At 67.7% G+C, this 21,485-nt stretch carries 27 protein-coding genes; 13 read left to right on the forward strand and 14 right to left on the reverse strand.

Features of this window, described 5'->3' with window-relative positions; translation table 11 throughout:
- Positions 1–19: 19 nt before the first annotated feature.
- Together LR394_RS09320 and LR394_RS09325 are read right to left on the reverse strand one after the other, a co-directional pair.
- Positions 20–808, reverse strand: a complete 789-nt coding sequence (locus LR394_RS09320; RefSeq protein ID WP_231440273.1) for an SDR family oxidoreductase — start codon at positions 806–808, stop codon at positions 20–22.
- A gap of 36 nt (positions 809–844) precedes the next feature.
- Positions 845–1,207 carry a nuclear transport factor 2 family protein gene (locus LR394_RS09325; RefSeq protein ID WP_231440274.1) on the reverse strand — a complete coding sequence of 121 codons (363 nt, stop codon included), beginning with the start codon at positions 1,205–1,207 and terminating at the stop codon, positions 845–847.
- Between the two features lie 78 nt (positions 1,208–1,285).
- On the opposite strand from LR394_RS09325, the gene LR394_RS09330 reads away from it, so the two are divergent.
- Positions 1,286–2,080, forward strand: a complete 795-nt coding sequence (locus LR394_RS09330) for a MerR family transcriptional regulator (RefSeq protein ID WP_231440275.1) — start codon at positions 1,286–1,288, stop codon at positions 2,078–2,080.
- An 18-nt stretch (positions 2,081–2,098) separates the two neighbouring features.
- Here the strand turns inward: LR394_RS09330 and LR394_RS09335 are convergent, their stop codons facing one another.
- Positions 2,099–2,746 (reverse strand): O-methyltransferase, encoded by a 648-nt coding sequence (locus LR394_RS09335; protein WP_231440276.1) that lies wholly within the window; start codon positions 2,744–2,746, stop codon positions 2,099–2,101.
- Positions 2,747–2,796: 50 nt separating this feature from the next.
- On the opposite strand from LR394_RS09335, the gene LR394_RS09340 reads away from it, so the two are divergent.
- Positions 2,797–3,435, forward strand: a complete 639-nt coding sequence (locus tag LR394_RS09340; RefSeq protein ID WP_231440277.1) for a TetR/AcrR family transcriptional regulator — start codon at positions 2,797–2,799, stop codon at positions 3,433–3,435.
- Between the two features lie 72 nt (positions 3,436–3,507).
- Here LR394_RS09340 and trxA read toward each other — a convergent pair whose 3' ends face one another.
- Positions 3,508–3,831 (reverse strand): thioredoxin, encoded by a 324-nt coding sequence (gene trxA, locus LR394_RS09345; RefSeq protein WP_231440278.1) that lies wholly within the window; start codon positions 3,829–3,831, stop codon positions 3,508–3,510.
- A gap of 169 nt (positions 3,832–4,000) precedes the next feature.
- On the reverse strand, positions 4,001–4,612 hold the full coding sequence (locus LR394_RS09350; protein WP_231440279.1) for a TetR/AcrR family transcriptional regulator: 612 nt from the start codon (positions 4,610–4,612) through the stop codon (positions 4,001–4,003).
- Between the two features lie 181 nt (positions 4,613–4,793).
- On the opposite strand from LR394_RS09350, the gene LR394_RS09355 reads away from it, so the two are divergent.
- The 3 genes from LR394_RS09355 to LR394_RS09365 all read left to right on the forward strand — a co-directional run bounded on the left by LR394_RS09355 (position 4,794) and on the right by LR394_RS09365 (position 6,991).
- Positions 4,794–5,408, forward strand: coding sequence for an NADPH-dependent F420 reductase (locus LR394_RS09355; protein WP_231440280.1), 615 nt, complete (start codon positions 4,794–4,796; stop codon positions 5,406–5,408).
- 70 nt (positions 5,409–5,478) lie between these two features.
- Entirely contained in the window at positions 5,479–6,387 is a 909-nt protein-coding gene (locus tag LR394_RS09360) for an SDR family oxidoreductase (RefSeq protein WP_231440281.1), read from the forward strand.
- 127 nt (positions 6,388–6,514) lie between these two features.
- Positions 6,515–6,991, forward strand: coding sequence for a hypothetical protein (locus tag LR394_RS09365; RefSeq protein ID WP_231440282.1), 477 nt, complete (start codon positions 6,515–6,517; stop codon positions 6,989–6,991).
- Between the two features lie 12 nt (positions 6,992–7,003).
- On the opposite strand, the gene LR394_RS09370 is transcribed toward LR394_RS09365, so the two are convergent.
- Positions 7,004–7,366 (reverse strand): winged helix-turn-helix transcriptional regulator, encoded by a 363-nt coding sequence (locus LR394_RS09370; protein WP_231440283.1) that lies wholly within the window; start codon positions 7,364–7,366, stop codon positions 7,004–7,006.
- Positions 7,367–7,478: 112 nt separating this feature from the next.
- Here LR394_RS09370 and LR394_RS09375 point away from each other — a divergent pair, with 112 nt between their 5' ends.
- The gene (locus tag LR394_RS09375; protein ID WP_231440284.1) at positions 7,479–7,829 is read left to right on the forward strand and encodes a DoxX family protein; all 351 of its coding nucleotides are present in this window, start codon (positions 7,479–7,481) and stop codon (positions 7,827–7,829) included.
- Here the strand turns inward: LR394_RS09375 and LR394_RS09380 are convergent, their stop codons facing one another.
- Together LR394_RS09380 and LR394_RS09385 are read right to left on the reverse strand one after the other, a co-directional pair.
- The gene (locus LR394_RS09380; RefSeq protein WP_231440285.1) at positions 7,830–9,152 is read right to left on the reverse strand and encodes an MATE family efflux transporter; all 1,323 of its coding nucleotides are present in this window, start codon (positions 9,150–9,152) and stop codon (positions 7,830–7,832) included.
- 365 nt (positions 9,153–9,517) lie between these two features.
- Entirely contained in the window at positions 9,518–10,984 is a 1,467-nt protein-coding gene (locus tag LR394_RS09385; RefSeq protein ID WP_231440286.1) for a peptidoglycan D,D-transpeptidase FtsI family protein, read from the reverse strand.
- Positions 10,985–11,171: 187 nt separating this feature from the next.
- Here LR394_RS09385 and LR394_RS09390 point away from each other — a divergent pair, with 187 nt between their 5' ends.
- Positions 11,172–12,179 carry an FG-GAP repeat domain-containing protein gene (locus LR394_RS09390; RefSeq protein ID WP_231440287.1) on the forward strand — a complete coding sequence of 336 codons (1,008 nt, stop codon included), beginning with the start codon at positions 11,172–11,174 and terminating at the stop codon, positions 12,177–12,179.
- A gap of 112 nt (positions 12,180–12,291) precedes the next feature.
- Here the strand turns inward: LR394_RS09390 and LR394_RS09395 are convergent, their stop codons facing one another.
- Positions 12,292–12,909 (reverse strand): TetR/AcrR family transcriptional regulator, encoded by a 618-nt coding sequence (locus LR394_RS09395; RefSeq protein ID WP_231440288.1) that lies wholly within the window; start codon positions 12,907–12,909, stop codon positions 12,292–12,294.
- A 170-nt stretch (positions 12,910–13,079) separates the two neighbouring features.
- On the opposite strand from LR394_RS09395, the gene LR394_RS09400 reads away from it, so the two are divergent.
- The gene (locus tag LR394_RS09400; protein WP_231440289.1) at positions 13,080–13,829 is read left to right on the forward strand and encodes an SDR family NAD(P)-dependent oxidoreductase; all 750 of its coding nucleotides are present in this window, start codon (positions 13,080–13,082) and stop codon (positions 13,827–13,829) included.
- Positions 13,830–13,915: 86 nt separating this feature from the next.
- On the opposite strand, the gene LR394_RS09405 is transcribed toward LR394_RS09400, so the two are convergent.
- Complete coding sequence (locus tag LR394_RS09405) at positions 13,916–15,451, reverse strand: MFS transporter (RefSeq protein ID WP_231440290.1); 1,536 nt, start codon at positions 15,449–15,451, stop codon at positions 13,916–13,918.
- Positions 15,452–15,570: 119 nt separating this feature from the next.
- Here LR394_RS09405 and LR394_RS09410 point away from each other — a divergent pair, with 119 nt between their 5' ends.
- Positions 15,571–16,239: a TetR/AcrR family transcriptional regulator gene (locus LR394_RS09410; RefSeq protein WP_231440291.1), complete on the forward strand. Its 669-nt coding sequence runs from the start codon at positions 15,571–15,573 to the stop codon at positions 16,237–16,239.
- Positions 16,240–16,263: 24 nt separating this feature from the next.
- Here the strand turns inward: LR394_RS09410 and LR394_RS09415 are convergent, their stop codons facing one another.
- Positions 16,264–16,635: a winged helix-turn-helix transcriptional regulator gene (locus LR394_RS09415; RefSeq protein ID WP_231440292.1), complete on the reverse strand. Its 372-nt coding sequence runs from the start codon at positions 16,633–16,635 to the stop codon at positions 16,264–16,266.
- A 105-nt stretch (positions 16,636–16,740) separates the two neighbouring features.
- On the opposite strand from LR394_RS09415, the gene LR394_RS09420 reads away from it, so the two are divergent.
- Positions 16,741–17,739 carry a zinc-binding alcohol dehydrogenase family protein gene (locus LR394_RS09420; protein WP_231440293.1) on the forward strand — a complete coding sequence of 333 codons (999 nt, stop codon included), beginning with the start codon at positions 16,741–16,743 and terminating at the stop codon, positions 17,737–17,739.
- A 65-nt stretch (positions 17,740–17,804) separates the two neighbouring features.
- On the opposite strand, the gene LR394_RS09425 is transcribed toward LR394_RS09420, so the two are convergent.
- Positions 17,805–18,143, reverse strand: coding sequence for a hypothetical protein (locus LR394_RS09425; RefSeq protein WP_231440294.1), 339 nt, complete (start codon positions 18,141–18,143; stop codon positions 17,805–17,807).
- Here LR394_RS09425 and LR394_RS09430 point away from each other — a divergent pair.
- From LR394_RS09430 to LR394_RS09440, 3 genes are all read left to right on the forward strand, one after another.
- Positions 18,142–18,423, forward strand: coding sequence for a GntR family transcriptional regulator (locus LR394_RS09430; protein ID WP_231440295.1), 282 nt, complete (start codon positions 18,142–18,144; stop codon positions 18,421–18,423). The two genes, LR394_RS09425 and LR394_RS09430, sit on opposite strands and share 2 nt — an antisense overlap.
- 93 nt (positions 18,424–18,516) lie before the next feature.
- Entirely contained in the window at positions 18,517–19,851 is a 1,335-nt protein-coding gene (locus tag LR394_RS09435) for a hypothetical protein (protein ID WP_231440296.1), read from the forward strand.
- 80 nt (positions 19,852–19,931) lie between these two features.
- On the forward strand, positions 19,932–20,585 hold the full coding sequence (locus LR394_RS09440; RefSeq protein WP_231440297.1) for a hypothetical protein: 654 nt from the start codon (positions 19,932–19,934) through the stop codon (positions 20,583–20,585).
- A gap of 36 nt (positions 20,586–20,621) precedes the next feature.
- On the opposite strand, the gene LR394_RS09445 is transcribed toward LR394_RS09440, so the two are convergent.
- Entirely contained in the window at positions 20,622–20,858 is a 237-nt protein-coding gene (locus LR394_RS09445; RefSeq protein ID WP_231440298.1) for a hypothetical protein, read from the reverse strand.
- A gap of 78 nt (positions 20,859–20,936) precedes the next feature.
- On the reverse strand, positions 20,937–21,377 hold the full coding sequence (locus tag LR394_RS09450) for an SMI1/KNR4 family protein (RefSeq protein WP_231440299.1): 441 nt from the start codon (positions 21,375–21,377) through the stop codon (positions 20,937–20,939).
- Between the last annotated feature and the right edge of the window lie 108 nt (positions 21,378–21,485).

The raw sequence follows: 21,485 nt of genomic DNA on the forward strand, positions 1-21,485 counted from the left end.
TCAGCGGGGTGCAGGGTGCTCAGACCGTCGGTACGGTTCCGCCGTCGATCACGTACTCGGCGCCCACGATCGCCGAGGCGCGGTCAGAGACCAGGAACCCCACCAGGTCGGCGATCTCATCAGTGTTGGCGAACCGTCCGAGGGGAACACCGCCGAGGGAGTCGAAGATGCTCTGCTTGGCCTCCTCCCGGCTGATCCCGTTGCCCTCGGCGATCCGGTCCACGAACCGTTCGTAGGCCTCGGTCTCGATGCCGCCGGGGCTGATCGCGTTGACGCGCACACCGCGCGGCGCCAGTTCGTTGGCCAGCCCTTTGCTGTAGGTGCGCAGCGCGGCCTTTGCTGCCGCGTAGGCCAGAGACGCGTCGTACTGCGGAAGTTCACGCTGGATCGAGGTGAAGTGCAGCACGACCGCCGACCCGGACGCGATCATCGCCGGCAGCAGAGCCCGGTCCAGGCGTACCGCTCCCAGGAAGTTGAGGTTCAGCTCGATCATCCACTGCTCGTCGGTGATGACCGCGAACCCGCCGGAGGGTGTCGAGGCGCCGCCGACGACGTGCACCAGGATGTCCAGGGCACCACCGATCTCGGCGATGCGGGCGGCCACCGCCTTCGTGCCCTCGATCGTGGAGGTGTCGGCGGCGATGAAGCGGTCGGGGTATGCGTAGCCCTCGGGCATCGTCCGGGCCGTCACGTAGACGTCGGCGCCCAGCTCCCGCAGCCGCTGCGCGACGGCCTTGCCTGAGCCTTTCGACCCTCCGGTGACCAGTGCCCGGCGACCGTCAAGACGATCGCGATCCGAAGTGGACACTTCTTCTCCTTCAAAAGTATTGGTGGACGTGTCTGGTCAGGACTCGTGGTTGGCGATGACGAGTTCACCGATGACGTTCTTGCGCAGGGAGAACCGGTAGTCGAGTTCGGCGACACCGCCGGGGAAGTTTCCCTCCAGGCGCAGGGTCACCACCCAGTGCTCGTCGTCGATCCGGGCAGCGCCGATCTGCTCGGTCGTGTACGTGAACTCGGTGCCGGCGTCGCGGAAGAGGTCGTGGATCGCGTTCCGGCCGCGGAAGGTCTGCCCCTGGTCGACGGCCACTGCGTTCTCGGCGAAGAACGTCGATGCTGTGTTGGCATCGAGGGCGATGTGAGCGGCGAGGAAACCGCTGATGGTGCTCGGCAGGAGATCGGAGCGGAGGTTGCTGTTCTGCGTCATGAGCCCACCGTGGGGCCTCGCGTGCTCGGAGGGTCAAGCACTGGGCTCTCCCCCTGGGGGAGGCTTCATAATTCAGGGGTGCTGACGATCGGGGAGTTCTCGCGCCTGACCCACCTGAGTGTGCGGACCCTGCGCCGCTACCACGACAGCGCCCTACTGGAGCCCGCCGTGGTGGATGAGGCCACCGGCTACCGCTACTACTCCGTCGAGCAGATCCCGACGGCCCAGGTCATCAACCGGCTACGCGAACTCGATGTCCCGCTGAGCGACGTGCAGCAGATCCTGCGCTCCCCCGACCCCGGCGCCCGCGCAGCCCTGATCGCCGGCCACCTGCAGCACCTGGAGGCCGAGCTCGAGCGCACCCGGGCCTCGGTCGCGGCGCTGCGCCGCCTGCTGCAGCCCAGCCCTGCGCCGATCGCGGTGGAGCTGCGCGCCGAGCCCGCCCGCACCGTCGCGGCGGTGGCCGGCGTGATCGGCAAAGGGGACGTCGCGGCCTGGTATGCGGGCGCGATGGCCGAGCTGGAGGCAGCCGTCGGCGACGCGATGACCGGGCCTTTCGGAGGCAATTACGACAACTCCCTGTTCGAGCAGGGCCAGGGCAACGCCATGCTCTACCTGCCGACAGACGCCCCACCGCGCACCGGGCGGGTGCACGCCGTGACCCTGCCTGCTGCCGAACTGGCGGTCACCACCCATCCCGGTGAACACGACGGCATCGAGGTCACCTACGGCCAGCTCGGCACCTGGGTCGTGGAGAACGCGATGTCGGTGGCCGGGCCGGTGCGGGAGGTTTACCTCGTGCGGCCTCAGGACACGAGCGATCGGGCCGCGTGGCGCACCGAGATCGGATGGCCGGTGTTCCGCGTGTCCTGACCGTGCCGTTGGTGAGTTTCACACCCGGCAGCTGATCTCCATGCCGTCCTCGACCGGGAAAGGCACGGAGACATAGCCGTTCTCGGCCTCCTGCACGTAGGCCAGATAGTCGGCCATGCTCTCGAACGTCGTGTCGTCGGCTATCACCAGAGCGCCTGGCTTGAGGTCTTTCTCGAGCATGCGCAGGACCGGCAGGCAGAGGTCTTTCCAGCCGTCCAGGAGGATCATGCCGATCGGGCCGTCCACCGTTTTCAGGGTCTCCAGGGCGTCCCCCGGAAGGATGGTCACGACGTCGTCAAGCCCGCTGCGCCGCAGGCTCTCCTGCAAAGCCGCGATCTTCACCGCGCTCATTTCCGTGGTGTAGACGTGGCCCGTCCCGTTGTCGGCCACCGCGGCGGCCAGATGCAGCGTCGAGAGACCGTACGAGGCACCGAACTCCACGATCACCTCGGGCCGGGACGCGCGGGCGAGGGCATAGAGCAGGTGACAGCCCGAGCGTGACACCGGCATGTAGTCGGCTTGGAGTGCGTCCGCCCGGTCCTGGGCGGAACTGGCCGAGAAGGAGTTCGGCAACGTCCAGGGAGTCGGATGGGTTTCACTGTGCTCGGCGGCGGCCTGCAGGTGATGGAGGACGGCGGCCACATCGGGGGAAGTCAGCGTGTTCATATTTTTACGCTAGACGCAACGTTGCGTCTAGTCAACGGTAGACTGCTGCCATGGAAAGCACGGAGAACGAACCGGCCCCCGCCGCGCGCAGGCACCACGGCAACCGGCACCGCCGCAGCGAGGAGGCACGAATCAGCGTTCTGCAGGCCGTGGACGGACTGCTCGTCGAGATCGGCTACGCGAGACTGACCATCGAGGGAATCGCCCAGCGGGCCGGCGTGTCGAAACAGACCATCTACCGGTGGTGGTCCTCCAAGGACGAGTTGCTGATGGACGCCTTCAGCAAGGACGCCTCCGACTGGATGATTCCGTCCGACACCGGACGCCTTCGCGATGACCTACGCGCCCACGCCCAGCGGGTCGCCGAATTCATGGCCAACAGCGACGCCGGCGCAGTCTTTCGGGCGCTGCTGGCCCAGGCCCAGCACGACGGCGACTTGGCAGAACGCCTGCGCAGCGAATTCCTGGTCGAGCAGAAGACCTACGAACGCCTGCCGCTGGAAGCCGCGCTGCAGCGGGGCGAACTCCCCCAGAACGCCGATCCGGACCTGCTGGCCGCACAGGTGTTCGGCCCCATCTACTACCGTGTGCTGGTCTCCGGCGAGACAGTCACCCCCGCCTTCATCGACGCCCTGGTGGACCTGACACTCGCGAACACCGTGGCCAGCGGCAGCCGGCCAGGTTCCTGACGACCAGGGCCCTCGTCCCGCGCGGTGGTGAGATTCTCAAACACTTGCTCTGCGCCGCGGCCTAGCGACGGGCTACAGCATCTCCCGTAGCTTCGCCTCCAGGGCTTTCCGGGACGGCGCACCGACGATCGAGCTCACCTCGCGACAGCTGCGGAACAACATCAGCGTCGGGATCGTCTTCACGCCGTAAGTTCCTGTTGTCTCACGGTTCTCGTCCGCATTCAGCTTCACGACCGTGATCTTGCCCCGGTTCCGTGCGGCGAACTGCTCGACCACCGGGGACACCGCTCGGCAGGGCCGGCACCACGGCGCCCAGAAATCCACCAGCACCGGCCCTGCAGCGAGGAGGACCTCGTCGACGAATGTGGCATCGGTGACCGACTTCAGTGCGGGCATTGCGTTTCCTTCATCGAACGGGCGAGATGGCGGATGCCACACCGCTACCCAGTCGCGCCGGAGGAGGTGTGCCACCCGCGCCTAGACGATAGCGAGGAGGTTCACGGGGATGCCGGTGAGGCCGCAGCCCTTTAGCACCAACGCTGCCAGGTCAGTGGCTATCCTCCGATCAGGCCTGCTTGAGCCGCGTGCGGTTGGCCTGGATGATCTCGTCCGCCAGTTCCGGCGAGGACTTGGCCACCGCCCGCGAGAGGGCGAGTGCGCCGACCATCTGGCTGAACAGGGTGATGGCCTGTTCGCGGGCCTGTTCGGCGTCCAGGTCGGTGCCGGACTGCGATGCGTTCTCGAGGACCATGTCCGTGATGACGCTGAAGAAGCCGTCGAGCCCGTGCTGGTACGCGGACTGGGCCGCAACGCCCTCGCGTCCGGCGTCCGTGACCAGAGCTGCTGATGCGCAGCCAATTTCGGGGTGGTCACGGTGCACGTCGTTCAGGTACTGGTCGACCATGTGATCCAGTCCCGCCCGGGCCGAGCCGGGATGTTCGGCGCGGATGCCCGCCAGGGCCGCAAGGGAACTGTTGAATCCCTCGCGGATCACCTCCAGGGCGAGGTCGTCCTTGGAGTCGAAGTGGTTGTAGAAACCGCCGTGGGTCATCTCGGCGGCCTTCATCAGTTCGGCGATGCCGATGCCGTTGACGCCGCGGGTCCGGAATCCCCGGCCGGCGGCCTCGACGATCTTGTCGTGGTTGAGCTTCTTCTGCTCCTGCGTGAGGCGGGGCATGCCTATCTCCTTCCCGGCGACGGCGTGCGTCCGACCAGGGACGACGCCACTCCCACGGTCGATGATACCCGTCATCATTGCCCACCCGGGAGCTCGGCACCCTGGCTTGACAACAATTGATGACGAGCATCATTGTTCATATCGATGACGACCGTCATCGTTAGTGGAAGTGAGGTCAGGCATGGACGTCGGAACGATCGGCGCCGGCACCGTCGCGCAAGCAATCGCCCGCCATCTCGTGGCAGCGGGCCACCGCGTGATGCTGAGCAACAGTCGCGGCCCGGCGTCACTGGAAGCCGTCGTGGCCGAACTCGGGCCACTGGCCAGCGCCGGCACCGCTGCCCAGGCGGCAGCAGCCGATCTGGTGATCCTCGCCGTGCGGTGGAGTGACGTACCAACCGCCCTGGCCGGTCTGCCCGCATGGAATGGGCGCATCCTGGTGGACGCCACCAATCACATCCTGGGTCCGACCCCGGCCGACCTCGCCGATCTCGGCGGGGAGACCAGCAGCGAGATCGTCGCCCGCCAGGCACCGGGTGCGCGCGTGGTGAAGGCCTTCAGCACCCTGTACGGGCAGTACATCGCGGCAGATCCCCGGCATGCCGAGGGCCGTCAGTTGCTCTTCTACGCCGGGGACGACACCGAGGCGAAAGACCTTTTCCAGAGGACGTTTGCAGCCGTCGGCTTTGCGACGGTGGACGTGGGCCCGTTGCGCGAAGGCGGGCGACTCATGCAAGTCGGCGCAGGCCCCCTCTCCGCCCTGCACGCCCTGCGCCAGGACGGGAACCCCGAGTGAAGGCGCCGGCCGCCGTGAAAGCCTTTCCGCTCGAAGCAGAACCGTCATCACCCAGAACAGGAACTGAATCATGAGCAAGCTCCTCGTCACCGGAGCCACCGGAAATCTGGGCCGCCACACCCTGCAACTACTCCTCGAAACCGTCCCCGCCGAGCGACTGGCCGGGCTCTCCCGATCCCCCGAGCGAGCCGCCGACCTGGCCGCGCAGGGGGTGGACATCCGCCAGGGCGATTACTCCGACTTCGACTCCCTCGTCAAGGCCTTCGCAGGCGTGGACAAGCTCCTGCTCGTCTCGGCACAGGCTTTCACGGACCGAAACACCCAGCACTACAAGGCCATTACGGCCGCCCGGCAGGCCGGCGTCAAGCACGTGATCTACACGTCGATCCAGCGCGACGACGAACTGGGCATCAACCAGGTCGGAGTCACCGAATCCGACGTCTTCACGGAGAAGACGCTGCGAGCCTCGGGCCTGACCTACACCATCCTCCACAACCCCATGTACCTGGACCAGATCGCCGGCTACATCGGAACCGACGCCTACGAAACCGGCGTGCGGGTTCCCCCGGGCGAGGGCACGATGGCGCCCGCGCTGCTACGCGACCTCGCCGCCGGCAACGTCGCCGTACTCACCCAGGACGGCCACGAGAACAAGAGCTACACCCTGAACGGGAGCGAGGCCGCGTCCTACCGGGACATCGCCACCACCCTGAGCACGATCCACGGCAAGCCGGTTCCGTACCTACCCGTGCCGGTAGCAGAATTCCACGAAAGCTACCTCCAGAAAGGCATTCCCGAGCACGTCGCCGAATTCCTGACGGCCTGGGTCGCCGGCGTCGGCCTCGGCTCGTTCAGCAAGAACACCGACGACCTGGAAAAGCTCATCGGCTACCGGCCCACCAGCTACCGCGAATTCCTCGAGCAGAACTACCCCTCGATTGCACCTCGCACGACGAACGAATCGGTACCCAGCACCTGACCGAACTGGACCACTACCAATGGGGGACGTTTGTGGGCACCGATCGCACCAACGTCCTTCATCGGTGGGTAGCGGTCCCGCCAGCAGACCGGGGGACCTGTCCTGCCCGGTGGTGAGATCCTCGAGCATGAGCATCGATGGATCGTCCTCAACCGCTCCGGCCAGCGACCTGGAGCAGATTGACGCCCACGTGCGAACCTTCTTCGCGGCCTTCACCTCCGGCCCGGACCTGGACGCCCGGATGGACGACCTGCGCTCGCTCTTCCTGCCGGCCGCGGTCATCGTCCGAACCTGCGGCGGTGAACCAACGGTGTACGGCGTCGAGGATTTCATCGCTCCCCGTAAAGCCTTGCTGTCCAACGGAAAACTGGCGAACTTTCGCGAGTGGCAGACGGCCGGGCAAACCGAGGTCTTCGGGGACATCGCCCAGCACTGGTGCAGCTACGCCAAGGCCGGTATCCACGAGGGTGTTTCCTTCACCGGGCGCGGGAAGAAGAGCATCCAGTTCGTGCGGACCCTGAGCGGATGGCGGATCAGCGCAGCGGCCTGGGACGACGAGAGAGACGGCCTCAGCATGGATGACGCGATCGCTCCCGGAAGGTGAGGAACGGCTACCTCAGCCGGCCTCGGACTCCTCATGGAGGCTGGAGACCTCTTCACCATGATCGCGGGCCCAGGCCGTGAGGGCCGAGATCGGCTCCACCAGAGTCTGACCCAGCTCGGTAAGGCTGTACTCCACCCGCGGCGGGGCCTCGGCGTACACCTGCCGGTCGACCAGTCCGTGCTCCTGCAGCCGGCGCAACGTCTGGGTCAGGACCTTGCGCGACACTCCGCCGATCAGCTCCACCAGATCACCGTGGCGGACCGGGCCCTGGCTCAACGCGAACACCGTGACCATGGCCCACTTGCTGGAGATGATCTCCATCGCCAGCCGGGCCGGGCAGTCGGCAAGAAAGACCGTGCCGGGGCGCAGGCTCATGAGCCGAAAGGTACCAGGAGGTACCTAACGGCCTTCTAGCGTCGTGGACATGCCTTGAGCACGATTTCCCGTGTTCGCGCTACTCCACCCCGTCAAGAACTGAGGATTGCGAATGTTCGCCGCATACACGTCCGTTGCTGTTGTTCTGGCCCTGATGAGCGCCGGGACGGCCAACGCCAAGATTCGGGGGATGGAGCCCGCCGTCTCAGGGCTCCTGGCCGCCGGAGTTCCCCGCTCGTGGTTCGTCCCGCTGGCTCTGCTGAACCTGGCCGGTGCCACTGGCCTGCTGCTCGGGATCGCCTGGCGTCCACTGGGCATCGCCAGCGCGCTCGGCCTCACCCTGTACTTCCTGGGCGCCCTCGGTTTTCACCTGCGCGCCTGGTCGTTCAAGGGCATGCCGATGGCCGCGGTCTTCACCGTGCTGTCGGCCGCAACACTGGTTCTCGCTGTCACAGCCCTGTGATCACACCGGTTCGGGTTCCCGGGCCCGTTCCTGGTTCTCCTCGACGATCCACGGCCGGGGCGCACGGTCGGCCCGTACGAAGATCGCCCAGCACGCCACCAGGCCGACCATCTGCGCGATGGCCATGCCCCAGGCCGCACCCGGGGCGCTGCCCAGCCAGCCGCCGAGCGCACCCAGGCCGAGCATCAGCGGCGCCTGCACGAAGGTGACCTGGAGCATCCGGTTCACCTGACGCAGGGCCTTCAGCCCCAGACTGGCCCCGAGCACGAAGCCGACGCTGATCACGATGACGCCCATCGGCAGCATCACCGCGCGGGCGTTGGCCCAGCTCGGGCCGAGCAGCTCGGCGCCGATCGAGGCAGGCAGGACCAGCAGGACCAGCACGCACAGCCCGGCCAGGCCCCCGATCGCGCCGCTGAGCAGCAACGACAACCGGATCAGGGAGCCGCCGCCGATCGCGGCCCGGGTCAGCAGCGGCAGCCCGGCCGCGGAGATCCCGGAGAACACCAGGTTCAGCGGGCCCAGCAGGGTCTGGGCGGCCCGGATCGCGCCGATCGCCACGGTGCCGACGATGCCGGTGATGAAGTACATGACCAGGGTGGTGGCGCCCTGGTTGAAGGAGAAGTCGGCGGCCATCTTGACGTTGATGTCGCGGGTCTCGCGGAACCAGGCCAGGGCGCCGAACGGGTTCGGCACGACCTTGGCCTGGACGATCCCGAACAGGGCGGCGGCCAGGGCACCGGCGCCCCAGGCCAGGGTGATCAGGAGGACCGAGGGCTCGGGCCGGCTGAGCAGGACGGCCAGCAGTGAGAACTGGATCACTGCGCGCACCGCGTCGTTGCCGGCGGCGGTGCGCGGGCGGCCCTCGGCGAAGAAGACGCCGCGCCAGGTCTCCTGCAGCATCAGGCCCGGCATGGCGATGGCCAGACCGGCCAGGCCCACGGCGGCGTGCCCGTTCCCGGAGACGGCGAAGACGACAGCGGCCGCGAGCGCGCAGAGGATGCCACTGAGCACGCCGAAGCTGAGTGCCGAACCGGTGGCCCGCCGGGCCGCCCGGTGCCGGACCGGCCGGGCCACGTCGGTGAACCGGATCACGTACGGGTCGCCGATCGCGGCCCGGCCCAGGCCGATCAGGAAGGTGAAGGTGACCAGCATGACGCTGAACGAGGCGAAGTCGCCCACCGAGAGCTCACGGGCGACCACGATCGAGAAGCCGAAGTTCGACAGGCTGGCCAGGGCCTGGTCGGTGAAGGTCCACAGCGTCCGGCTGCGGTTCGACGCCGGTCGGTGCTCCGGTGCATCCGTTCCGGTGGCGGCGCGCACATGCCGTCCCGCTAGATCCACGGTTCACCGACGAAGGTCGGGCGACGAGCAGGCAAGGAGCGCACCTTCCGGATGGCGGGCGGCGGGCCGGGACGGCACCACCGGACGATCGGCCGGGCGCCGCGGCGCGCTCCGATCAGCACGCTCGTCCTTGAGGTGCGTCTGCGGGCACCGGGCCCGCACCGCCAGCATCGCGCCAAGTCCGCAGAAAGAGCAGCCCTGCGGCGATCGGGCCTCTCAGCCATCGCTCAGGCGCGGGCGCTCAGCCCAAGAACCTTCCGCTGTCCGACGCTGCCGCCCTGCCGTTGGTGGGGACTGACCGCCTGAAACTCAAGAAAGACCCCCACCACAATCCGGGCTGCTGGTCAGCGCTTGAGGACGGCTCTGGTCACGGCATCGGCGATCGGGGCCGCCACCGTGCCGCCGTAGCCCTCGTTACCGGCCAGGCCACCGTTCTCCACCACCACGGCGACCGCCACCTGGGGATCGTCCACCGGGGCGAACGAGGTGAACCAGGTGTGCGGCGCAGTGTCGTCGGTGGTACCGGTCTGGGCGGTACCGGTCTTGCCGGCCACCTCGACCCCGGGGATCCGGGCCGCCGAACCGGTGCCCTGCGGGCTCTGCACGGCCGCTTTCATCATGTCAGCGAGCTGATCGGCCACGTCCGGGCTGACCGCCGTGGACAGCTCCTCCGGACCGGGCTCGGAAACCGTCTTCCCGTTGGCGCTGACCACCCGCCGAATCAGGTTGGGGCGCATCAGAACACCGTCGTTGGCGACCGCTGCGGCCAGCATCGCCACCTGCAGCGGGGTGGTCCGCACGTTCAGCTGACCGAGCCCGGACAGAGCCAGCTGGGACTGGTCGAGGTCACCGTCGGCGAAGACGCTGGGGGTCACGGTCTGCGGGACGCTCAGCTCGAGTCCGAAGCCGAACTTCTCCGCCTGATCGCGCATCTTGTCGTTGCCCAGCTCCATGGCCAGCTGCGCGAACGTGGTGTTGCAGGAGGCTGCGAAGGCCTGCAGCAGGGTCGGCCGCCCGCCGAAGCAACCGTGCCCGCCGCTGTTACGGACCCGATGGTTGGTACCGGGCAGGCGCAGGCTCTTCGAGCCGTTGACGTTCTCGCGGGAGCGGGCCTGCCAGCCGTCGGCCAGGGCCGCCGCCGCGGTGACGATCTTGAACGTGGAGCCGGGCGGGTAGGTCTGGCGCAAGGCCCGGTTCAGCAGCGGTTGCAGCTGATCGGCGTTGAGTTTCTGGTAGGCCTCGTACGCCGCCCCGGTGTCGTGCACGGCCAGCCGGTTCGGGTTGTAGGACGGCCGGCTCACCATGGCCAGGATGGCGCCGGTTCGCGGATCCAGGGCGATGACGGCGCCGCGCTGGTCCTCGAGCTCGTCCCAGGCCGCCTTCTGGGCCTCGGGGTTGATCGTGGTCTCGATCGTGGCGCCCTTGGCCTGCTCTCCGGTCAGCAGGCTGCCCAGGCTGGGCAGGAACAGCGAGTCGTGGGTGCCCGACAGGTACTCGCTCTGCAGGCCCTCCAGACCGAACGGCTGCAGGTTGACCCCGAAGTAGCCGGTGACCGGTGCGTACATCGGACCCAAGGGGTAGCTGCGCAGGAACGGGTAGGTGCCCTCGGCCGGTTCTGACCGGGCCACGACCGTGGACCCGGCCAGGATCTGGCCGCGTTCGCGACTGCGTTCCTTGACCTGGGTCCGCAGATTCCTCGGGTGGTCCTCCAGGTCGGCGCGGGCGATCACCTGGATGTAGGTGACAGCGACGAACAGCGCACTGAAGAGCAGGGTGATGACCGCCGCGAGATGGCGGATCGGACCGTTCATGGATGAGTACCGTTCGTGGGCGCCGGGCAACAGGCGGTGACACGAAAGTGAAGACACAGCAGCACATCACCAGCGACGGGCACTTTACACCGAATCGCACCACCACCGTCCTGCGCCGGCCCGGCCCCCTTCCCTCATTTGATGGCAGGCAACGGCTTTGGGCTCGCCCTGACCCATGGTTCTGCCCATGAGAATTCACCGCCCTTTCACCCGGGCCACCGTCCTGGCCGGCGCCGCACTCGGACTGAGCGCGCTCGTGGCCTCACCTGCACCCGCCCTGGCCAGCAGCGCCGCTCACGCTTCCGGCGCCGCCCTGGCCCAGGACGCCCTCAGCGCCAAGCGTCTGACCAATCCGGCGACCGCCATCGTGGACCGCGACGGTGACGGCAAGAGCGATCTGACGACCTACCGCCCGTCCACCCGCACCTGGCACACCCGCACCAATATCGGGAACCAGGCGAAGGCCCTTCCAGCAGTCGTCATCGGCCAGAAGGACCACGTCCCGGTCCCCGGCGACTACGACGGCGACAAGAAGACCGACGTGGGGATGTGGAACCCCAACGACGGTACGTGGACGTACATCACCAGTTCCGACGGCCGGACCAAGAGCATCGACTGGGGCACCACCGGCGACCAGGTCGCACCCGGCGACTACGACGGCGACGGCCGTACCGACTTCGCCGTCTTCCGGCCCTCCGACGGCACCTGGTACATCATCGCCAGCAAGACCAACTCCCAGCTCACCAAGCGCTGGGGAACCAAGGGCGACCAGGTCGCCCCCGGCGACTACGACGGCGACGGCCGCACCGACCACGCCCTCTTCCGCCCCTCCGACGGCGTCTGGTACGTCCTGAACAGCTCCACCGGCAAGAACACCAACCGGCAGTGGGGCACCAAGGGCGACCAGGTCGCCCCGGGCGACTACGACGGTGACGGCCGCACCGACCTCGCGCTCTGGCGTCCCTCCGACGGCGTCTGGTACGTCATCAACAGTTCCACCAACACCGCCCAGAACCGCTACTGGGGCACCAAGGGCGACCAGGTCGTCCAAGGCGACTACGACGGCGACGGCCGCACCGACCACACCCTCTTCCGCCCGTCCAACAACACCTGGCTGGTCTTCTACAGCTCCACCGAGACCTACAGCCAGAACCCGCCCGTGTGGGGAACCACCGGAGACGTCCCGATCCACTGACGAGCTGGCTCCCGGTGCCACGACCTTGCCGTTGTGGCACCGGGACCACCGAGCCCGCACCTCATCGAGGCGATGCCCTGAAATCGACCGCCTCGGAGTCACCTACGATTTCTCAGCGGGGCGGCCAGGTCCGCAGCGCCGCGTCGGCCATGACCTGAAGGTCCTCACGGGCGACGCCACCGGCGGCCTGGACGGCGATACCGCCGACCAGTGTGGCGAGATAGCGGGCCAGCACGGCCGGGTCTGCGCCCTCGGGTAGATCACCTTCGTCGGCCGCCCGCTGAAAGCGCTCGTTCAGGCGTTCGTAGAAATCGGTGCGCCACTCGACCAGGAGCTCGCGGATGCTGGTGGCACCGGCCCCGGTGACCAGGGCGCTGTGGACGCCGAGGCAGCCGTGCGGCTGCTCGGGCTGGGTAGTGCTGCGCACCACGCCGTTCAGGACGACGCTGGCCACCCCGAAGGCGGTGGGTTCCAGCAGGCCGCGTTCCAGGTAGGAGTCGGGCTTCTCGCTGTAGCGCTGCAGGGCCTTGCGGAACAGCTCCTCCTTGTTGCCGAAGGCCGCGTACATGCTCGTGGTGGAGATACCCATGGCCTTGGTCAGGCCGGCCAGGCTGGCGCCCTCGTAGCCGTGCTCCCAGAAGAAGAGCATGGCCTTCTCCAGCGCGGCCTCGGCGTCGAACTCCCGGGGCCGGCCGATCGGCGCCCGCTGCTTGTCCGTCCTGGTCACCATGCCGACCACCTTAGCGTTCTGAAGCGATCGATGCCGAACATTCTGCATCGATCGATCCGGAAGTGTTAGGGTCCTAATTCCGCATCGATCGATGCGGAAGTCGGCAGCGGCGGGCGACACCGTCGTCCATTGGTTCTGCAGTGATCGCTACACAACAGGGAGAAGGCGTCATGGGACAGCTCGAGGGCAAGACCGCTCTGGTCACCGGCGGCAGCACGGGGATCGGCCTGGCCGCCGCCGAGCGGATGGCCGCCGAGGGTGCTCACGTGTTCATCACCGGCCGCCGCAAGGCCGAGCTCGACGCCGCGGTCGAGACCATCGGCGCCGAGGCGGCGACCCCGGTCGTCGGAGACATCGCGAAACTGGATGATCTGGAACGGCTTTACCAGGCGATCGGCAGCCGGGGCCAGGGCCTGGACGTGCTCTTCGCCAATGCCTCGATCGGTGAGTTCGTGACCCTGGAGGACACCACCGAGGAGCAGTACGACCGGCACTTCGACATCAACGTGCGCGGCACCTTCTTCACCGTGCAGAAGGCCCTTCCGGTCCTGAACGACGGCGCCTCGATCGTGCTGAACAGCTCGGTCAACGCCGACCAGGGCGCACCCGCGTTCGGGCTCTACGCCGCGACCAAGGCCGCCCAGCGCTCGTTCACCCGCACCTGGGCCAACGAGCTCAAGGGGCGCGGCATCCGGGTCAACGCCATCATGCCCGGCCCGACCGAGACGCCGGGACTGAACGGCCTGGTCCCCGCCGACCAGAACACCGGTTTCAAGCAGGGCATGGCTTCTTCGGTTCCGTTGGGGCGGCTGGCCCGGCCCGAGGAGATCGCCGCGACTGTGCTGTTCCTGGCCTCTGAGCAGAGCAGCTTCATGACGGGTTCGGCACTGTACGTGGACGGTGGCTCGACCCAGGTCTGAAGTCAGCGGCCCGGATGCTCTGCCTCGGCCAGAAAGGGGCTCCGCGATCGATGGTGCCGGGCCCTGAGGGCCCGGCACCGATCGCATCACATGTGCACGGCCACCTGGTCGTTGGCCTCGGCCAGCGCGGCCGTGACCTTCCGGGCGGGGTAGAGCAGGAAGGCCAGGACCGAGGTGATCACGAAGAACACCGCGGACCACACGAACACCGCGTCGTAGGCGGCGAGCTGGGCCTGCACCGCCACCAGCGGCGTAACCCCTTCAGCCGCGTGCGAGGCGAGGTAGTCGGTGGCCGCCGAGGCCGAGACGCTGCTCAGCAGGGCCACCCCGATCGAGCCGCCGACCTGCTGCGAGGTGTTGACGGTGGCGGAGGCGACGCCGGCCTGATGCGCCTCGACGCCGATCGTGGAGGAGCCCATCGCGACGGCGAACACCGAGCCCAGGCCGAGGCCGACCAGGACGAGGCCGGGCAGCAGGGCGGCGATGTAGCTGCTGTCGGCCTCGAACCGGGTAAAGGTGAGCATGCCCGCGGCGGCCAGCAGCGAGCCGATCCCGATCTGCAGGCGTGAGCCGATCCGGGTCTGGAAGGCCGGGCTGCCGTTGAACTGGGCGCTGACACCGATGGCGACAACCATGGGCAGGAAGGCGAAGCCGGACTTCACCGGTGAATAGCCGAGTACCTGCTGCACGTAGAAGGTGACGAACAGGAACACGGCGAACATGCCGATCGCCGCGGTCAGCATCACCAGGTACGAGGTGCCGCGCACCCGGTCCAGCAGGATGCGCAGCGGCAGCAGCGGGTGCTTCACCGTCCGCTCGGCCACCACGAAACCGGCCAGCAGCACGACCCCGGCGATCAGACTGACCAGGGTGAACGTCTCGCTCCAGCCTTCGGTCTCGGAGCGGGCGAAACCGTATACCACGAAGAAGATTCCGGTCACGGCCAGGATGGATCCGGGCCAGTCGAACGAGGGACGTCCGCCCTCACGTTCGTTGGCCGGCAACAGTCGCAGTCCACCGAGAAGGGCCACTACGGCGAAGAGCACATTGACGTACAGGCACCAGCGCCAGGACAGGTACTCGGTCAGCGCTCCACCCAGGAGCAGACCGATCGCCGCACCGGAACCCGCCACGGCCCCGAAGATCCCGAAGGCCTTACCCCGGTCGGGCGAGTGGGCGAAGCTCACGGTGAGCATAGCCAGGGCAGCCGGGGCCAGCAGCGCGCCGAAGGCGCCCTGCGCGGCGCGGGCCACGATCAGGATCTCGAAGTTCGGCGCCCAGCCACCCAGGGCCGAGGCGGCGGCGAAGCCCACCAGGCCGACGAGGAAGCCGAGCTTGCTGCCGAACATGTCGTTGAGCCGGCCGCCGATCAGCAGCAGGCTGCCGAAGGCCAGGGAGTAGGCGGTCACCACCCACTGCCGCTGGGCGTCGTCGAACGTCAGGTCGGCCTGGGCGGCGGGAAGGGCGATGTTCACGATGGTGGCGTCGAGCACCACCATGAGCTGGGCGATCGAGATGACCCCGAGGATCAGCCACTGGGCGCGCGAGGTGCCGGGCGGCCCGTCTGGGCCGGTGGCGGGGACGTGGGTCTGAGAAGCCGCCGTGCGTGCGCGGTCGGACATGTCTGCCTTTCGTACATACGGGCCAACACCTGACAGCAGGCGCGGCGAAACGCGGAATAGCTGTTCCGGCGTACGACCACTGTAGCGGAATAACTGTTCCGCGTTGCTAGGCTAGGCCGGTGAACAGTTCGCCCGAGCCGCTCGAAGCATCGGCCACCGCAGTCCACCGAGCCTCCGGCGACATCCAGCAGCGCATCCTGGCCGCCGCCGGCGAGGTGTTCGCCGCCGAAGGACTCAGCGCCACCCTGGCCGACGTGGCCGCCCGGGCCGAAGTCGGGGTGGCCACCGTCTACCGGCGTTTCGCCAACAAGGACGAACTGATCCTGGCCCTGTTCGAGATCCACTTCGAGAAGGCGCAGACCGACGTGCGCCGGGCGATCGAGGCCGAGGACCCCTGGCTGGGTTTCGTCACGTTCTTCGAGGGCGGCGTGCGCCTGTTCTCCCAGGACAAGGGTTTTCGCGATTTCGTGGTCAGCGGTTATGCCGACAGCTTCGGCTGGGCCCGGGGTGCCTCGCCGGAACGGGTGGAGCAGATCGTGCAGGAACACCATCATTTCATGCGCACCTCGCTGGAACAGATGCTGCAGCGCTGCCAGGCCGCCGGCGTGATCCGCAACGACGTGACCACCGCGGACCTCTTCGCCCTCACCATGGCCGCGGTCAGCAGCATCGACTTCGCATCGCGCAAGGGCGGCCCCCAGATCCACCGCCGCGTCGTAGGAATCATGCTGGACGGCCTCCGCCCCAGCCGACAGGCACCTACCCCACTGCCCGATATCACCCAGTGACGCCTGCGGGTCACCGCACCCGTCTCACCCTGATTGCTGCGCCACGGCCCGGTCCAGCGACCCCTCGGCCCAGGTCCGCAACGCCGCCAGCGGCTGCGCGGCCGAGTAGCCCAGCTCGGACAGCGAGTACTCCACCCGGGGCGGCACCTCGGCGAACACCTCGCGTTCGATCAGCCCCGCCTCCTCGAGCCGCCGGAGCGTCGCGGTCAGGACCTTGGAGCTGATCCCGCTGAGCCGGGTGCGCAACTGACCGAATCGCATCGGCCCCGGCTCCAGGGCGCCGATCACCAGCGCCGACCACTTGTTGGCGATCACGTCCAGCAGGTCGCGGCACGGGCATTCCGGATTGTAGACGTCGTGTGCGTCATGTAGACCGGTCGAGCAGGCCGTCGGCATCCTGACCTCCTATGGTTCCCAAAGGTTACTTGTCCCCCTTGAGGGTAACTGGCGTCTTCAAGTTACCGTCGGCGGCATCGGAAACCGATCAAGGGAGCGAGCACGATGAGCAGCATCAAGGCCTGGCCGGTCCTCGGTGGCGCCGGCGACGAGACGGCGTTCCTCGAGGTGGAGCGGGAGGTGCCGGAACTGCGGCCGCACGACATCCTGGTGCGGGTCCGGGCCGTGTCGGTGAACCCGGTGGACACCAAGGTGCGGGCTGGTCTGGCCGCCGGCGCGACTCGGCAACTGGGCTGGGACGCGGCCGGGGTGGTGGAGGCGGTCGGTCCCCAGGCACAGCGGTTCCGGGTGGGCGACGAGGTGTACTACGCCGGGGACATCACCCGCGACGGCACGAACGCCGAACTGCACGCCGTGGACGAGCGCATCGTCGGCCGCCATCCCACCACGCTGTCCTGGCCGGAGTCCGCGGCTCTGCCACTCACCGCGATCACCGCATGGGAGTCGCTGTTCGACCACCTGCGCCTCAGTTCGACGGACAAGGGTGCGCTGCTGGTCGGTGGAGCGGCGGGCGGGGTCGGCAGCATCATGATCCAGCTGGCCAAAGCCCTCACCCCGAACGTCCAGGTGATCGCCAGTGCCGCTCGTGAGGAGTCCCGGGAGTGGGCCCTCCGGATGGGCGCCGACCACGTGATCGACCGCGACGACCTGCCCACCGCCCTGCGCGCTGTCGCCCCCACCGGCGTCCGCTGGATCTTCTCCCCCTACACCCGCGGAAACCTGCCGATCTACGCGCAACTGCTGCAGCCGTTCGGGGCCGTGGTGGCCATCGACGAGCCAGAGAACCAGGAGACGCTGGTGTTGAAGTCCAAATCGGCTGCCCTGCACTGGGAATTGATGTTCGCGCGGATCACCAACGACGCCGAAGACGTGGCCGAGCAGGGACGCCTGCTGACCAAGGTTGCGGACCTGATCGACGAGGGGGCGGTGCGCACCACGCTGACCCGCACGTTCGAGGGGCCCGTCCCCGAGGCCCTGCGCCAGGCACACGCGGTGGTCGCCGCAGGAGGCGCGATCGGCAAGGTCGCGGTCCTGCTGCCCTGAAGCCATTCCTGCGCAGGAGTGCCGGGACTCTGCGGGGTTCCGGGTCGGCGCCGTCAGAAAACTGGTCAGCCGATCTTCATTTCGTCGCAGATCCAGGCAGTGATGGAGGTGCGGGTAGGGCTCCAGCCGAGGTCACGGGCCCGGGTTGCGCGTACCCGACTGTTGGATCCGAGGGCGAAGCGGGCGAACCCTTCACCCCAGGCCTGTCCGGCTTCCTCGAGGTTCCAGGGCTGGACCGGGCCCAGGCCGAGACGCTCGGCGATGTACTGCGCGGCGTCCTGGATGCCGAGCGCCCTTCCGAACCAGGCAGATCCGGCAGGATCGGCTGGTGCAGGACGCTGCTGGCGGCCAGGAGCAACATCACCGTCCCGGCTGTCGCGCAACCCGTTCCTGGCCGAGGGCATGCGTGACGTACTGGCCAGACTCATCCGCACCCGCTGGCTCGAGGTCCGCGCGACGCCCTCGCGCGCCCAGGCCCGCGACGATCACCTGGCCATCGTCGACGCTGTCACCGCCGACGATCCGGAACTAGCTTCCCAGCTGACGCTTTCGCGCTCCCGAGGCACCTGCGAGCGGTCTCTGGCCCACCTCGGCGACGAACGTCGGTGGTTGCGCGGCCGAGGCTTCTCGGTCATCGAAACCTCCGCCGAATCTCCCCAGCGCTTGGCGACTCACGACGGATGACCGAATCGCAATGTGTTCCACCACACACCTTGAACTCGGACAAACTGTCATATTTTGATGCCGCCGACACATTCCGTCGATCAGCCCTGACTGATGGGAATCAAACGTATGCCAAGGCTTCTCCCACGCTCTCTTCCCACTCTCCTTCTTTCCCTGCTCCTGCTGGCCTCGCTCTGCCTGCTCGGCGGAGGGCCGGCCGCTGCGGCCGGTTCATCCGACCCGAATGATCTCGACGGCATGGGCCGGGCCACCCTCGACCTACCACCGGCCGGCGCCAGTGACGCCGACGATGTCCAGCAGGTGGTACCACTGGGCAGCAGTGGGCAGGAGTGCCAGGTCCCCGACGAGTCCTCGGCACAAGCGCGTAGTGGCGTGGCCAAGGTGTGCACCCGCACCACCCCGATTCCGGCTTCAGAACTGAAGTCCTCCAAGGGTTCCGATGTCGGCGCGGCAGCGGTCACCTGCACCCCCGGCAGCTGGACGTATGACCGGTTCAGCTCGTGCCTGAGCGGTGCCCGCGTCACGTACACCCTTTACGACGACAAGGGCGCACCCCTGGGCACGGCCGTCCTGACGCTCAACGGCTCGATGAACCTCAACGCCACCAGCACCGCCTGGAGCGACACGCTCACCGTCACGCTGACCTCGACCTCCGCTCGGGTGCCCAGCCTGAACGTCGCACTGAACGCGAGCTGCTCGTCCAAGTGCACGACCACCACCGCCTCGCCGTGGGTCGGCGCCCGTACCCTGACGCTGAACCAGTCCGCAAGCGGGACGGTCCGCTACTCCACGACCTTGACCACGGGCCTTTCGGACGAGACCACCACCAAGTACTCTCTTTTCGTCACCCAGACCGGGACGATCCCGATCGACCCCAGCGCCGATTTCACCAACCCCCGGGTGATCCGCTGCGACAACATCGTTTCCAACAACCCTGGGTGCGTCTACCCGAGCATCACCCCGCGCATGACGCTGTCGGTCGCCACCTACGGCGGTGCGGCCATGACCTACTTCTGGGCCCAGGAAGTCCTGATCGACGGATGGGGCAAGGACCAGCCTCTGCGACGGCTGGCCGACACCTCGATCCAAGACTCGAACCGCTACAACACCTGCGAGAACGGCGTCTACGTCAAGGATCTGGTGAACGTAGGCGCCAATGACTCGTGCGACGAGTTCCCCTTCGCCGCAACCTACGAGGCCACTGGGCGAACAGCCGTCAGCTGCGCCGAGATCCTCCCCTTGAAGGAAGACGACGGTACCTGGGGGATCTATTGGTACCTGAGCAAGGTACCCACGGGCAACGAGCGCTGCGTCATCGGGCACGTCGACAGCGGGTCCAACTCGCTGGCCGGCACCGCACTGTCGAACTTCACCCAGGGACAGCGACTGCTTGACCTGGACAAGTACTACCTCGACATCACCGCCTGACGACATCTGCAAGGCCGGGTCGGGCGTCCCGCGCCGGGCGCCCGGCCCAGCATTCCGCTGCTTCGATCGGATAATTGCTTGTGACCTCCTCCCCGTGGGACTGGCCCGACCTGTCGTTCAACTCCGCCGGCTTCTGCCTGAGCCTCAGCCGCGGCCAGGACGTGCAGCGGGTCCTCGCCGCGTACGCCGTCGCGCCGGAGCACGTCCAACCGCGCAGCTACGCCGAAACGATCGCGCTCTTCCATCCCGGGGTGAACCTTCTTCTGCGCGTCGGCACGCTGGCCGACGTCGGGTTCTGCTTCGAGCAGGGCTCCGTCCTCGGCATCCTCGCCCCGGTCCAGAACGCCATGGGCGGCGCCGGTGGAGAAAGCCTGACCATCTGCAACACGCCCGAACAGAGCCGGGTCAACGTCATCCATACCAAGGACGGACGGACCCCCGTCATGTTCGACCTCGGGATGAAACTCGAACCGGCCCAGAGCACGGCCGTTCTCCAGCAGATGGACGAGCGCTGGCGGGCTGACGGCCGGTCCAAGGCTCAGGCGGCTCTGGAGGTGGCCAGTTCCTGGGTGGGCGCCCCCTTCGGATGGCAGGACAGCTTCGCCGGTGTCCTGGACACCGCGATCTTGCCGGCCACGCACCAGCCACCGGCTCGTCCAGAACCACCCCGCTCCCAGCCGAGCCGGTCCGGGCTGGGCCGATCCGGCGGGCCGCTGATCCCGCCGCCGGCCTGAGATCCGGAATATCCCGCGAACTTCAGTTCAGCGCCGTCAGCAACGGGCTTCGAGCGCACGAACGACGTTGTCCCGCAGACTCTTCAGAGTCGTCGTGGCCTCGATCAGCTCCGCTGCGGCAGCATCCCCGGCATTCACGTCCTGCTCAGCGATCTCGCACTTGCCCAGCGCCACCTGCGCCTGGGCGTCCGCGAAGTAGGACAGCGCACCATCACGTCGTCCGACGTCGGCCCCGGTGCTGCGCCCGTCCTGCGAGCTCTGAGCCGCAGCCATGAAGGATGTTGAGGCTGTCGTCGACAGTCTGGGTCCAGCTGGACGAGGTCTGGCACGGGCATCTCGACAACCTGGCCATCAGCCGAACGTCGTGCTGCTCTCATCGTGAACGTTCTCGCTCAGCAGAGCGCTGAAACTGGATGCGATCTGCCGTATCTGTGGACCGCCGTCGTGGTCCGAGAGGTGGACGGCCCGATCGGCCCCGATCCAGAGTGGATTACCGGACCCGTCCTCGGCGAACACCAGGCCGTCGATCACCTCGCCGAAGTTGGCCCGAGCCCGGAGCGTGAGGTCGACGCAAGTCTCTCGGCCGAGAGTGCTTGCATGGTCCCAGGCGTGGACAGGAACCCCGACGTAGCACCCGCCCCAGCGGCCCACGAACGCTGCGTACTCCGGGTCCGGTTCCAGTCCTATCCCGCTCAGTCGCTCTCGGAGCTCCTGCTCGGGGATCGGCCGACCGGGCCCGTAGAGCGAGACGGCCTGGTCGATCCGTGTCACGAGCTCTGCGCCGAGAACCACAGAGACAGAGTAGGTCAAAGCATCGACATGCCGCTGCCCACCGGTCCTGCAGGAAGGCCCCGCCGCCCAAACTGCACGCGAGACGGGGTCCGAGCCGTGGCTCAAGAC

This window comes from Kineosporia babensis (assembly GCF_021129305.1).
Lineage (GTDB): Bacteria > Actinomycetota > Actinomycetes > Actinomycetales > Kineosporiaceae > Kineosporia > Kineosporia babensis.